The organism is Pseudobacter ginsenosidimutans (assembly GCF_007970185.1).
In the GTDB taxonomy this organism is placed as follows: Bacteria; Bacteroidota; Bacteroidia; order Chitinophagales; family Chitinophagaceae; genus Pseudobacter; species Pseudobacter ginsenosidimutans.
Genome location: NZ_CP042431.1, coordinates 6,391,195 through 6,405,184 on the forward strand (window position 1 = coordinate 6,391,195; position 13,990 = coordinate 6,405,184).

Consider the following 13,990-nt stretch of genomic DNA (forward strand, 5'->3'; position numbering starts at 1 on the left):
AGATTATTGATCAGTTCTTTTTTTGAGGAACTGACGGTTTTCTTTGATGGTCATGATCCCTCTGTCTGTTTCCTTTTTGATCCTGATGGGAGTACCCTCGCTATCGTATTCGAAGAATGTGGCGAAATTGTTTTCATCCAGTTGCGCCATCAGCCTGTAGGTTTGTTCGTCGTAGGCGTAGGAGTTCATTTTTGCGTCGGCAGGATGAATTCGGATATCGTCGATGAAAATATTGGCAGCCTTGGCTTCGAAACTCAATACGAATTGTTGTCCGGCAGTAAATTCCACTTCAAACCTTTTCCAGCCTTCCACCACTGGAACCTTGATAGTATTAGGGAAATACAGACCTCCGTTAATACTGAGATTAAAGTTTTGAATGATATTGGTATTAGGTTGGTTGTCGTTTACCCAGCAACTGAAGACATATTTTTTCCCAGGTATTGGCGCAAACCCTGCCCCCAGCTCATTGTCTGTGATCTTCACTCCCTCCAGCTGCTTAGACAGGAAAGAGGTTGCTGGCATGGATTTGCCGGCTTTTTTGCCGATTGTAACAGGACTAAAAGGAGTTATCAATCTTAGAGAATACTTTCCAGTATGGGATTTGTCCGACGACACACAAATATTACCGGAGCACGCAACATTATTGGCACTAGTAATTCCGAAATCCAGGTGTCTGAAAACCGGACATTTCACACCCTGTGGCCTTGCTATGGCATAATCTTCAAAACCGTCGAAGGCGATTTCATTTCTTCTTGCATTTACTGCTCTTGATTGCATGATCTCTTCGTTAAAGCCATATAAAGCAGATGAATAAACCCTGTCGGGATCGCTTGCAACAACAGGTTCGCCGTTTGTTATGCGATGGGCTGCAGCTTCTATCCCATTTGATCTCTTGTCAAAATAAATAGCCTGATCTCCCCAAATCCATTTTTGAGCAGGGGCATTGATATTTCCAGGAATACTTGTAGTCAGCTTCTGATTGTTAAAAAGCCAGAAAGGATCATAAGTTTTGTAGTACCCACTATTCCGGATATCTGTACTTCCCTGGAGATATGGCAGACCTTTAGTCTGAACACGTTCAGTGGAATATGCGTAGTTATGAAGAGGGCGCCAATTACCAGATATTCCTTCATAGTAAGGATTTATGTAAAAGTCGCTGGCTGGAGAACATACTTCGACGTCCATCAATAGATCATTTTCCGCTTCTAAGTGAAACGTGAGTAATTTATCTGTGTAGCAACCTATAGGCTTATAAAAATCATCCCAGTCGTCAGGATTTTCCCTTATACAATCAATCTTTCGTGATAACAACACATAAGGACCAGGTGCCCATGGAAGATTCAGTTTTACATTACTTACTGCTTCCTCCCGGACAACTATATATTCATAGCCATCACCAGCCCCATTATAATTGTAAAGCTTGTATTGCATCTGATCCTGGGTAATGGTTTGATTTATCATTGCCACAAACCCGGCTGAAATCTCATCGAATACAATTTTAAATTGTCCAATCGTAGCTTTATCACCTGGTAAAATTGTCTTTAGTCCATTTTCATCAGTCCTTGATTGGTGAAGATGATAAAATGTAGTGTTAAGATCAGTTGGAATGTTATTTGTGTAATTTTTGTTGTCAGCACACAAGGGTTTAAAATCTTCAGGATCGTTACCCGCGATAAGTATATCCCTGGCAATAACATTACTTGTATTGAGAATTGCTCTCGGCCCGGTACCTACTTTCTGACTAATTAAACCAAAAATAAGAGGCTCAATACATAAAATTTGGTTAATGGGTTTTACTACTTTTTTGATTTCAAAACTGTCAGATAGTGGCATCGGCCACTCATCTTTATACACGGTTGCCTTCGCATCCAGTATCCGTTTATCTTCTGTGATCACAATTCTGGTATCTACTCCATTGAATACTCTAGGATCTTTCATCATTGTAACTGTGCCAGCGCTTGCTCCTGTAAGATTTCTTTTCCCAGATCTGAAAACCTGGAACAACCCGTTAGGTTTCAAGAAAGCCCCTGCCTTATCCATAAGCATCAGATAGGAGCCATATTTGTATATCCAGCCGTGGAGATCACCGTTTACGCTCACTAATTCGTCACCAGGATTTAATGCATTAAGATAGCTTTGATTGGCAGGAATGGGAGTAGACAATATACCCGAAGTTGCATCGCTGGTCAATTCTATGCATGCTCCCAGGTTCTTATAGGCCCCTTGCATTCCCTCATTTCCTTCTGCCCAATATGCCGGATAATTAAAAGAGTAAATCTTATCATTAAACTCATTCTGTGAACTCGACAACAATACATTCCCCGTTTCCGCATCCCAAACCAGATTCTCAGCCTCCAACACAGATCCATCTTTCATCGTCCTGACTTTCTTCACCAACCCATACCGGTTGACTACTTTAACTGCAGAAACAGCATTGTAATTCTCGATTGAAATACTTGGAGCAGAATTCAATGCCCCATAAGGAATTGGTATCGGACCAAATGGTGTTGGTATTGTGAAGAAACCCAGATATGTACCAATCCCTGTTCCAATAGCCTGACTATAACTCTGACGGACATCCGTAGTAAAATCGATATCAGTGGCCAGCAGGGATTCTTCAATTTTCCCATCGGGTCCAACCACCTGCACATTATTGTTTAATTCTTTTACCGCAGCCTTTTCATCCACGGTATTATAATAATACTCAGTATAACCAATCTTATCACCGCCTTTGTTGAAGATGTTCACTGCTTTTTGTTTACCATGCATATCGTTCAATTCCACTTTAAAGCCCTGGGAATTGGCTACCCTTGTTATGGCTGTACAGGTGAACAGGCGTGCGATCATATTATTTTCATACTTCTGATAGTCCAGCGGGAGATTATCAACGATTGTCGGAAACTCCTTTGCGGTATAGAATTCATTCTCGATGTATCCTGTATGCAAGGAAGCATTGCTCCTGTTCCTGAGCCAATCGTCTCCAACAGCAGTAACTCTCACCTTACTGTATCCAACTACAGGCGCAGGGAAGAAAGTTTCCCCGAATGGTTTCTCGATATAATGATAACGACTGGTTCCCCAATGCACTTTCTCAGTAAAATTAACAGGCTCCCGGAAGGGATTTTCTTCGTTACCTATTTGTGGTTCATACGCTGCAACTCCTGATGAAACGGTTTTCCCCCCACTGGTAGTTGTATAACTGTAAAGAGTACCTGTAACAGTTTTTTCTGCAGTACCGCGCCCCATAAGGTTCCATTCATCGCTGATGGTCACCTGTTTTACCCTGGTTCCTCCACCGGTCTTCGGTTGTTCAGGATGGCAATACAAACGAACGAAACTCTTGTGCAGATTGATCTTATTTGCACATTCCCTGTTTTTGGCTGTTGTTTCAAATGATTGAAACAATTCCCTCATGGTTGTAGCTGATTTTACAATGGCTCTGATAGCTGCCTTAAAGTCCTGTTCGAAATTTTTTGAATCAGAATTATCATACCCGCTGAATGCATATTGAGGCAGGTCTGATTTTAAGGTCTGCCAGGCACCATATGACATTGGGCTTGCGCCTCCTACAGGCAATAAGGGAATCACTACTTTGGAGGCTGAGAGCCACAGGTAATTATTGGGGTTGGGATCGATGGCCGCATGTCCCTGAACATATTCGAAATGTCCAACATTGTCTATGTCTGTAAGTACTCTGTAAAAAACTTTATCAATAAATTCTCCATCCGCGCCTTTCAGGTAATTGTCCCTGAACTCCGCAACAGAGCTTACATTTTTAGGCAGCTCTACAACCAGACCGGTAGCACCGATCATGCCAGCGGCCACTTCCACGTTTTCAATAATCCCCTGGGGTGTTTTTATACCTACCACATTGAACATGCGCATGGCGCGCCTGTCCTGTACATGCGCATAATCATCGGCTTCATATTCCACATTGATGATCGCTCCTGACGGCGTTTCAATCTTATTCAATTGCCAGTGTGAAGCAAACCAGTCGGTCAGTTTCCGCACATCGTATCCTGCCTGGTCATCAGCCTGCAACGTGTATGGATATTCGGAGTTGTTCAGCTTCCTGCTTGTTCCGCCTTGTTTCTGTCTGTTGAAAAAACTCTTTTTGTATGTTCCCCAGCGATCAACCTGTCTGAGATTATAATTATCTGTATATTCTTCATCATTGGATGGAATTGCAGGCAACCCTGGAATTCCCATTTCCGACAATGGGCGGTTATCATAATGGAAAACATATGGATGAGATTTTCCCCTTCTGTTCTCCCCGAAAGTAAAATACACTTTCTTCAGGGTTAGTTTTCCTTTATGAAAATTTATATTCCTGGTAGCTGAAGTGATGTCATTACAATCAGGGGCAGCGGTATTATTTAATTGTACACAGGCGCCGGTATTGTTGGGCATGTTCGGGTTAAGTGAATAATCATATTCAAAATGTGCTACTTTGATGGGTATCCTGTCTGCTTCGTCTTTCTTCATTTCAACATCAGTGTACAACCTGATACTGTCCAGTTTGAGTAATTTGAGCACTTCGTCCTTGCCACCATTGTGTCCCGCCACTCCCAGGCCATCCTGTCTCGGAGAAGTATAGAAAACAGCGGTCATTTTATTTCCCACTACCCTGGTGAGATACCACACTTCTTTTTCTCCGAATGTATAGCTGGCCTTATCGTCCTTAACATCCGACAGGAAACCTTCATTGTAATTGGCAGTATTGGCTGCATAAGGAGCGCGCCATTTATAATCAGTAGCATGTTGTTTGTACTGGAATTTTATGGCAGTGCCATAATCATCATCAGTGATACCATCATTCGTACGATCTATATAGTCGGGAGACAGGATCCCTGTAAGCAACCAGGAGGTAGCATAGGATGGTACTCTTTCTCTTGAAAAAAGCTTTTCCCTTCCTTTATCATTTGCGAGTGTATTATCCAATCCCTGGTATGCGATCTGGCCGGTCCGGCGTGCTTTCTCCATAGCTGATGCATTGGAGGGGCCTGCTACAGAAAAAGAAACCTCTTGCTGAAAATTGTTATATACCGGGATGCCATAAACGATTCTTTTCCCTTCATTATCTGTAACCGTCATTTCAGAAATATGATGCTGTTCTCTGAGGTTCAGAGCCACCCTTTCTATGTCTACATTCTGCCCCGTATGACTGGTATTCTTTATTTTTTTATCAAGCCCATACTTGCTGGCGTCAATTGCGTTAAGAAAAGACATCGTAGTAGTTCTTACTTCTCTATCCACTTTCCTGATATCGCTCACAGCACTTTCGATTCCCCCTCTGGCAACCAGTTTCTGGGTTGTACCAATTGTTCTGCCATTATTCACTCTCGCCAGCCCAACCCGCTGCGTGGTGGTGTTATGAAACTTCCCAAAAAACTTTTTATCCGATACCGAAAGCTCACCGCTTTGCTTGAAATACATTTTTTCCTCGTTGGGATTGTCAGTGAATGGCGTTTCTGCAGCTCCCAGATATCCGTTATGATTGCTCCATTTTCCGGTCTCTGCTGAAGAAGCAGTAATATCCCAACGTCCTCCGGCTTTCTTGATCCAGCCGGCTCCGAAAGTGATACCTACCCTGTTGTCGAGCGTAGTCTGACCATGCGGCTTATCATACACAACATAATTTCCACCATAATGCGGGCGGAACTGCCTCGAACCCGCCTGACTGGAAGCCATGAAGAAATCCTGTGTAGCAACAGGTATTGCTATTGATGGAGCGCCTGGCAGAAAGGTTCCGTCTTTTTCCCTGTTGAAGTCGAGTAGTCCATGTGGATTCTTTTTGCCATCCAGATAATTGAGATATCCATATGCCGGTGTGAAGGATACTTTCTCTTTTATTTTTTCGGTGTTCATATACCCTTCACCACCCAATCCTCCATATACTCCCCAGCCGGTGATACCTCCGTCGAAGCTCAGGGCTTCATTGTGAGAAAAAGTATTGTGTTTGATCTCCGGCGTATAGCTCTGCCCAAAATAATGTGTGGCCGATAGTTCAGTTTTAGGGACCTTGCCCTGGATCTTGAATGGAGAAAAAGAAGTACCGAGAGAAACCTGTTTCAAACCACCACGCGTATTGTAGGCAAAAGATCCGGAGATACTCCCCAGCTCAGCCTCTTCACGGTCTGCACGCTGTACGCTGAGTGATAAGGATGGTCGCAGGTTCACTCCGGTTCTGCTATCGGAAGTAAAATCTAATCCTGCCGTCATAGCGCTCCTTCCACCGATAGCCTGGCTGAAACCCAGACTGGCGCCTATGTCTGCACCAATTCCGTAATAATTATCTTTATAAACACCTATTTTGAAAGATGCCACTTTTCCTATCTCCCATCCGAAAATGGTAGGCTTCACCACTATCTTACCACCGATCTTCTTGAACTCTTTCCTTGTATATTCCTTCACAATCTGGTCACCTTTGAAATCATCAGGCAACCCACGCATATTCCGCGTAACAGCTCCCGGGTTCAATGTCCATCCTGCTCCTACCCAGCTGGCTTCATCATCGATGCCTGTGCCGGATGAATAGGAAAGATTGAGCGGATAACCACCAACATCCATCAGTGGAATATTATACTTCATATCACCTGTGAAAAGGTCTACCAGTTCCGATGCTCCAACGGGTTCAAACTTCGACATTTCAGGTTGTGAGGGTCCTTCAGTGATCGCCCAGGCCATAGATGGCCACAGGGTTTGAATAGAAAGAGTGATCAGAAAGAACCAGGCGGTAATTTTACGGCTTCTTTTAGTCTTCATCCTGCGAGCTTATTGAATTAGTTTGTGTTGTTTCAGTGAAATGATCATGTTCTCCCAACCATCACCAGCATTCCTGTACACCAATGTATCCGGTCTTGTTCCCTCCGGTAGCTGGAATACGATAACGCCTGCGTTTACTTTATTGTCCGCATTGGGAACAGGCTGATAGAAAACAGGCAACAGGGAATCTCCATTCACAATTGCTCTCCAATTATTCGACATATTGAACTGGTAGTAGACCTGCCTTTCTTCGGCTTTCTTTGGCTGCTGAGGATCCGGAGCCCAGGCACTATCATGAAATCCAACCAGGTAAGAAGCATACAGTTTATCTTCCTCTGCATCCTTTATCTGCATCACTTGTTTGTTCTTCACCTGGTCCAGGTAAAAGAATGATCCTGGCCAGAATATTTCCAGTTCATGTTTTTTACGGGCAGGGGTTGTTTCCTTACAAGCTGCTGCCAGTATCAACAGCAACAGGGCGCCCACGCAATTATTCTTCATCTTTATCTTCATACACAAATCTTACAGAAACAGGGTTCTCGTTATAGGGATATACCTTTAAGTAATAATGTTTGCCTGGTTCCAGTTCCAGATCCGTCAGATCCAGGTCTATTTTATTCAGACCGATCACTAATTTTACAACAGGGATATGCTTCACAGGCTTCATGCCATTGCTTACATCGAGGATAGTGTAGTTGAGCTTTTCGATATTGTAAGCGTTCTGCATAGAGAATTTCAGCACACGGTTTGCGATATAGTAATTTGCTTTCTCCAGCGATCTCAGCTCCCTGTAACTATCGTTCGGTAAGGATTTGGCCGGTTCATTACACTGCACGGTAAACTCCCAGATCTCAGACCTGGAAACCAAAACTCCCTGCTGAAAAGCGATCACCTGCCAGCAATAGGTTTTACCTTCTTTCAATTCCGGCCTGGAGGCAGGATAATTGATAGTGGTCCCTGAAATATTGTCGAGCAGCAGTAAAGGGGTATTCATCATCAAACTCTCTACAGGACTACCGTTCACTTTTTCGGTCAGCAATAACCGAAATCTCATAGACGGATGAAATGGTAATGGTGGCTGCCAGGTGAGCACCGGACGCTTCTGACAGATCTGGTCCTTATCGGACGGACTGATTAGCGTGATAGGTACCAGCGGCAATATTTCAGCATCGTAACAGTTTTCATACTCTTCATTCTTATCTGCACTGATGAACTGGAAGCAGTAATAATAATTACCCGGAGGAAAACTGCGCGTCTGATTGACAATGGCAGCATAATTGTTAGTAGCGAAATTGAACCTGCTGCCTTTGTAGACAGTTACAGGTAGACTATTATTTCCTGCACTCAGATTGATCTCCGGCGTTTCAATGCTCAGGATCTTTTGCCGGGTAGTTGTTTCCGATACAGTGATCACCACAAAACCCCGTTTAGCCGTACCTGTAAGGTTTTGCAGTTTGAGGTTACCAAGACCATCGATCGATCTGCCGGCCACTTCAGGAATGAAAAGAAAGTTCACCTGGCTGAAAGCGCTGCACAAACAACCCAGCAAAACGAAATGTATTATCAGAATTTTTTTCATAAAGCCCACTTTTTTAGAAATTCATGCGCATACCTGCTGTGATAAAAAGTTGATCAGCCATTTCTTCCCGGATCACTTTCACTGCTTTTTTGTAAGACAGCTCCAGATCGATGTCCAGCCTGTTCATCAGCGTTCCCGATATCTGCTGGCGGCATCCGAGCTGCCTGTTCCATCCTGTATTTGAATAATATCCTATCCCGCTCCCCAACCGGACCAGGGAAGAAACATTGTATGAATAGTTCGACTCCACTGAGAACATGGAAGTATTGAACAGATAGTCTTTGTTATCAGATTTATTGAGCAGTAAAGTCAAACTGAGAGGCGACTGCTTCAACAAGGTGGTAGCCGTATAAGAGACCAGTGTATTATTGCTTTTATAGCTGCTGTCTTCGAGCATTGGCATATCGAAATGTTGTCTGCTCACCAGCAGGTTGTTCATCAGTTTTCTTGATCCAAGTCTGAGGGTATAGGCACCGTCTGCCTGCCATCTGCTATTCGCACCAGTGGCTGAGCCGTCTCCAAAAAGTTTGGAATTGAAATCGCTTCTCTGGTATAACAAGCCAACCCTGTTGTTGCCTTTTATTTTGTATCCCACCTGCAATTTGTTGGAGAATGCCTGGTGCACATATCTTTTTGCCGGATCGAAAACCTGCTGCTTGAAATCGGTAGCATATTTCAGGTTTATCCTGTTACGAAGGACCTTTTTACCGAACCCAATCCCTACCTGGGTTTCGCCTCTTCTGAGCAGATAGTTGCCCGGGTTGTTGTATCCTAAGCCAACTTTCTTCACAAAAACCCTCAAATCACTGTTTAGCACTTCGCCATCAAAACTTATTAATCCGGCGTAATTGGAGTTGCCCTGGTTGCTGAATACTTTGGAGTATGCGTCGGATTTTTGGGATTCATTGATACCATTGCCCTGCCCTGTAGCGCCGAAGGATTTGGAAAGATCCAGATTCCATTGATTGGACCCGGTTTTCAGTCCGGTATGCAATGTGATCACAGCATCCCTTCTTGCAAAAGACGGGTTCCAAGCAGGCCTCATGGCAACATCCTCCAAATCCTGTCCATATGAGTTTTTGTAGTCATAAAAATTTACAGAAACCGATTGATCTATCGGGCTGCCAGATCCGGTACCCAGCTTAAAACCAGTAACCGTGGAATATTCATTGGAAACTCCATTCATGAGTCCGCCCTGCAGGAAATTATTGGGCGTGTTATTTTTCCCGTATATGAATCCGAAGGATGCTTTTTTGTTTTTGAATTCAGTGTTGATGCCTGAGTTCACGAATTGTTGCATTCCGAAATCTCCGGACTCCACTGCATTCTGTCCGATATCAAGTTTAGTGATGCTCATGAAAATTCTTTGGAGTGAACTCAATTCAGCATGCTCGCCTACAACTTTATCGAGATTCGCAGGATCTTTCAGGTAATCCTTAAATTTATCAGGAGTAAAAGGAAGATGGCTTTGAAGTTGTTTAACTATCTTATTATTGGTAAACTTCTCTTTGTACTGTATTACCTTTTCGTACATTTTTTTCAAAGTCTCCATCTTATTCACTTCAGCTTCATCCCCGATCGTAGAAGAGTCAGAGCCCGCTTCACCTTTCAATGCATGCTGCTGTAGCCTGAGTACACTTTGCTCGTAAGCAGTTTTGTCTGCCTGCGCAAACATGGTGCTCTTCAGTTTTTGCAGATCCGATGTATTGAGATCAGTTACGCCATTGGGTATTTCCAGGGCTAATTTGTATTGCTTTTGATAAGACTGCTGCATTTCCTGCAGTTCTTGTTTGAGCTGTTGCTCATATCTTTCCCTGATAGCTTTGATCCTTTCCGTAGTGGCTGCCAGTACTGCATCTGGATTTACTTTATCTGCCACCTGCTTCCTGATCTTCTCCAGGTAAGCCTTGTGATCGAAATTGAATTTGATCAGTTGTTCCGGTGAAGGATTATTAAAGGAATAGACATCATTATAACCACTGAATGCGAAATTGAAAGGCAATTGCATGAAGGAAACCCCGGCCTGGACATCGTAATTGAACACATGGTTAAGTCCTGCATATACACCAGTATCCGATCCTGATGCATCTTTCAGGTATGCATAACCGGTTTTTAGGGAAGGAAGCTGAGATTTGAAAGACATTCCTTTCTGGAATAACTGGGTCTTGGGCAGCAGTTGTGCGCTGACCCCGTATTTAATATCATTCCAGCCTGACTTCAGGGTACTGCCCGGAATGCCCGATAAGGACACAACTTCCTTTTTAGCATCGGAAATTGCGGAATTGCCTTTTGACTTCATGGCGCTGCCAAGCGAATCAAGCTTTCGCCTGATCTGAGAACTGTCAGATTGCTGGGCAGACGCATACATAATGGAAAGCAGGGCCGGCACAATGGCGGCTGCTCGTTTTATTAGTAGCATCCGGTAGAATTAATAATCTGGAATCAATAAGTACAATACGATGATAACGCAGGGCTGGCGGTCATTACATCAATACGAAGACGGGAAGTTTTAATGCTTTCGCTGGCTGAAGACGAAAAGTTTTCTGCTTGTAATTTGTCCGTCAGTATAAGGTTTATTGATATTCATTTCGATTAGGGATTGGTTTATAAGAAGCCAAATTTGCACTTCTTATTCCACCTGACAAAAAAAAATGGCTTGTGTTTTTAACAATTTTCAAACAGCAATAGAATCTTTTGAGTGTCTCTAAGTATTTCTGCTTAGCAATGTGAAGACCTTAAAAAGATGGGGCCATGCCACACAAATGCTTTCATGCCTCCTGGCTACCTGGATAACCATTGATATTATCATCTAAGGAAATCTGCTCAGAATTCTGACAAGAACATCTCAGCAAAACACTGTAAAAGAAACCACAAAAACCTTGCTACTACTGCATTTTAATAGAATCCACCAATTCATTCATTCCAAATTATTCGTAGCTTACATTTCATTTTCATAACATTCAAACCATTGTTCTATGGCAATCCAATCTGGTAAGATCCGCTTCACCGGCAGACTCCATATGCCAGAACCTGGCAACAAAAAAGGATTGCATCCGCGACCCTTTTTCCATTTTTATACTATCCTATAAACTCATGCTCCCATCAGCTCCTTCAGCTTCGCATCAAGTTCTTCTTTTGACGGATTGTGCAGTATGATCTTTCCTTCTTTATCCAATAAAATATAACAAGGCAGGTAGGGTGTCATATACATTGTCCCTACCCTTGATGGCATGAATTTCTCTGGAAACTCATCAGCCACCTGCAGCCAGGGCATTTTCTCCTCATCGAGGGCTTTGAACCAATCAGACCAGCGGCTGTCATTAGTGATGCCTACAATCTCGAAACCTTTCGGCTGATATTTCGCATATGCTTCCTTCCAATGTGGAATGGCTTTGCGGCAGGGCACACACCAGCTTGCCCAGAAATCGAGCATTACATATTTACCACGTAATGATGATAAAGTGAATTGAGAACTGTCTCTTTTCAGCAAAGTAAAATCAGGCGCGGGTTTACCGGGCAATAAGCCTTTCTTCTTTTCCAGATTCTTCAACAGGCTTTTGAAATAAACAGTGGACTGTGCAGGGCCGCTATATTTTGAGATCGCTGATTCCAGATCGGCAGCAGTCATTGCTTCGTTGAACCTGTAATAATCGTACAACAGGTAAACACTTGCTGCAGTCGCCGGACTGGCAACTGCAAAGCTATCGATGATCCTCTTTCTGGCAGCCATGGACAGATCGCCAATGGAATCCAGTTGCTCTTTGATCTTGTAGCCTTCTTCTTTATTAGGTGCATTCTGATATGCTTTTCCCAACTCAGCCTGGATGGTCTCATATTGTTTCAGACCGGGATTGTTTTGGAAAGCCATCAATTGATCCTGATTGGCGGAGCCGGTTATAGTGAAATCTTTCAGCACGGCACCTTTAGCACCGCCATATGCAACGTAATCATAGTGTTCAGCGCCGGTGGTATCTGCTTTGATTGTAATGTTACTGTTTTCGAGAAAAAAGGAAAGTCCCCAATTACCTTCCCCTATTGTTATGGAAGCCATCTCTGGGCCCGGGATCGTTCCTTTTATGTGGAATACGCCGTTGGTTAGAGGCACACTGTCCAGCACCTTACTGGTTCGTGTTTCGTCATCATAGGAAGTCAGTTTGACCAAACCGGTATCAACGCCTTTTATGTTCCCTTCGATGCTGTATCCCTGGGATTGTTTTGTTTCGCCGCAACTGGCAGCCAGCGTTGCCAGACAGAAAAGATAAAGCTGAGTTTTCATACTGCTGATTGTTTCGTTTTTTGTAGCAATTACTTTTATTTGTTTCCCTCCGGTAAGGATGTACAACGCGCTTATCCAACCGGATTCAATATTAGTAACCGCTCGCCGGGAAAAGGACTATCCGGCTTTCAAGAAGTGATGAATTTTCATTTATATTAACAACTCCTGAGAAGAAATCATCCTGACAATTTTGAAAGGCCAACCCTGTTTACTAATATTTTTAGTAAATTGAACTTGAATTATGGGCGTAGAATTAGAAGAAATCGCGCTGTTTGGCTTCTTCAAGCTGAATAACCGGACAATACTGATCCAGGAAAATGATCTTGTGAATATTCAAACACTCACCAATGACCTCAGCCCTATTCCCATTGACTCGCAAAAACTACAACGGCTGGGTTTTCTCAGGCACCCGAATGGCATCTATTTCCGGCAACAGGGTTCAGTAGAATTCCTGCTTCGCCCTTTGAAAAATGGACAATGGGAGTTTTGTATCGATGAGAGCAAAAGGATCAGGATACTCAGTTATATCCACCAGTTACAAAGATTGTGGTTTGCATTGTTTGATGATCATCTTTTTATTCCACCGCAAGAGAAAGCGGCAAAGGAAAAGAAAAAAAGTGGACAGTCCGGAAGCCGGCAAAAAAAGGCGGGGATCAGACGATGAATCCGCGCCGGGGAAGGATTTGGATCATTTTCGTGATATCACGAAAATGATCCCCTATACTCTATCAATCCGTATCCACTTCATTCCAGCTGCTTCCGCAGCTTTTATTCCTGCATCCCCATCTTCAAAAACCAAACATTTATCAGGTTGAACATTCAACAACTTTGCCGCCTCCAAAAATGGATCAGCAAAAGGTTTCCCATGTGGCGTTTCGCCAGCGCAGACCATCACTTCCACTAAGCTTTCAATGCCTAATATCTGCATTGTTTTCACAACAGCGTTTCGCTCGCTGCCAGACACCACGCCTATGCGAAATTTGCCGGCATGCGCCTTCAAATGTTCAACTACAAATTCAACCGGACGAGTCTCGTTGATAAACGATTCCTCAAACTGTGCATTCTTTTGCTGAGTAAAAACAGCTGGATCAAAATCGGTTTTGTATCGTTTTCTTATTTCTTCAGACACTGCAGGAATTGGCCAGCCTGCCAGTTCATCTATGATCGAAACATCCAAATCGATACCATAGTTTGCTGCTACAGCCTTATATGAGGCTTTGTGAGCGCCCATATTATCTGCCAGCGTACCATCGCAGTCGTATAAAAATGCTTCAAAGTCTCCTTCACTCAGCTTTGTAAGAATAGCCAGCTTGTCTTCGATCAATGTTGAAATACTCATCAGGAACTTTTAGAGTAAATAAAATGATGCA

7 protein-coding genes are annotated in these 13,990 nt (G+C 43.4%); 1 reads left to right on the forward strand and 6 read right to left on the reverse strand.

Going from position 1 to position 13,990, the window contains the following annotated elements; genetic code table 11:
- Nucleotides 1–3 precede the first annotated feature (3 nt).
- The 5 genes from FSB84_RS25040 to FSB84_RS25060 form a co-directional block, all read right to left on the reverse strand.
- A complete protein-coding gene (locus tag FSB84_RS25040) occupies nucleotides 4–6,765 on the reverse strand; it encodes a hypothetical protein (RefSeq protein ID WP_130540581.1) in 6,762 nt (2,253 codons plus the stop codon).
- 9 nt (nucleotides 6,766–6,774) lie between these two features.
- On the reverse strand, nucleotides 6,775–7,278 hold the full coding sequence (locus tag FSB84_RS25045) for a hypothetical protein (RefSeq protein WP_130540582.1): 504 nt from the start codon (nucleotides 7,276–7,278) through the stop codon (nucleotides 6,775–6,777).
- Nucleotides 7,256–8,344 carry a hypothetical protein gene (locus FSB84_RS25050; protein ID WP_130540583.1) on the reverse strand — a complete coding sequence of 363 codons (1,089 nt, stop codon included), beginning with the start codon at nucleotides 8,342–8,344 and terminating at the stop codon, nucleotides 7,256–7,258. Before FSB84_RS25050 ends, FSB84_RS25045 begins: the two co-directional genes overlap by 23 nt.
- Before the next feature lie 13 nt (nucleotides 8,345–8,357).
- Nucleotides 8,358–10,763 (reverse strand): hypothetical protein, encoded by a 2,406-nt coding sequence (locus FSB84_RS25055; RefSeq protein ID WP_130540584.1) that lies wholly within the window; start codon nucleotides 10,761–10,763, stop codon nucleotides 8,358–8,360.
- Between the two features lie 672 nt (nucleotides 10,764–11,435).
- Nucleotides 11,436–12,620 (reverse strand): TlpA disulfide reductase family protein, encoded by a 1,185-nt coding sequence (locus FSB84_RS25060; RefSeq protein WP_130540585.1) that lies wholly within the window; start codon nucleotides 12,618–12,620, stop codon nucleotides 11,436–11,438.
- Between the two features lie 241 nt (nucleotides 12,621–12,861).
- Between FSB84_RS25060 and FSB84_RS25065 the strand changes: the two genes are divergently transcribed.
- Nucleotides 12,862–13,284: a hypothetical protein gene (locus FSB84_RS25065; RefSeq protein ID WP_130540586.1), complete on the forward strand. Its 423-nt coding sequence runs from the start codon at nucleotides 12,862–12,864 to the stop codon at nucleotides 13,282–13,284.
- Between the two features lie 54 nt (nucleotides 13,285–13,338).
- On the opposite strand, the gene FSB84_RS25070 is transcribed toward FSB84_RS25065, so the two are convergent.
- On the reverse strand, nucleotides 13,339–13,959 hold the full coding sequence (locus tag FSB84_RS25070) for an HAD family hydrolase (RefSeq protein ID WP_192909888.1): 621 nt from the start codon (nucleotides 13,957–13,959) through the stop codon (nucleotides 13,339–13,341).
- Nucleotides 13,960–13,990 lie beyond the last annotated feature (31 nt).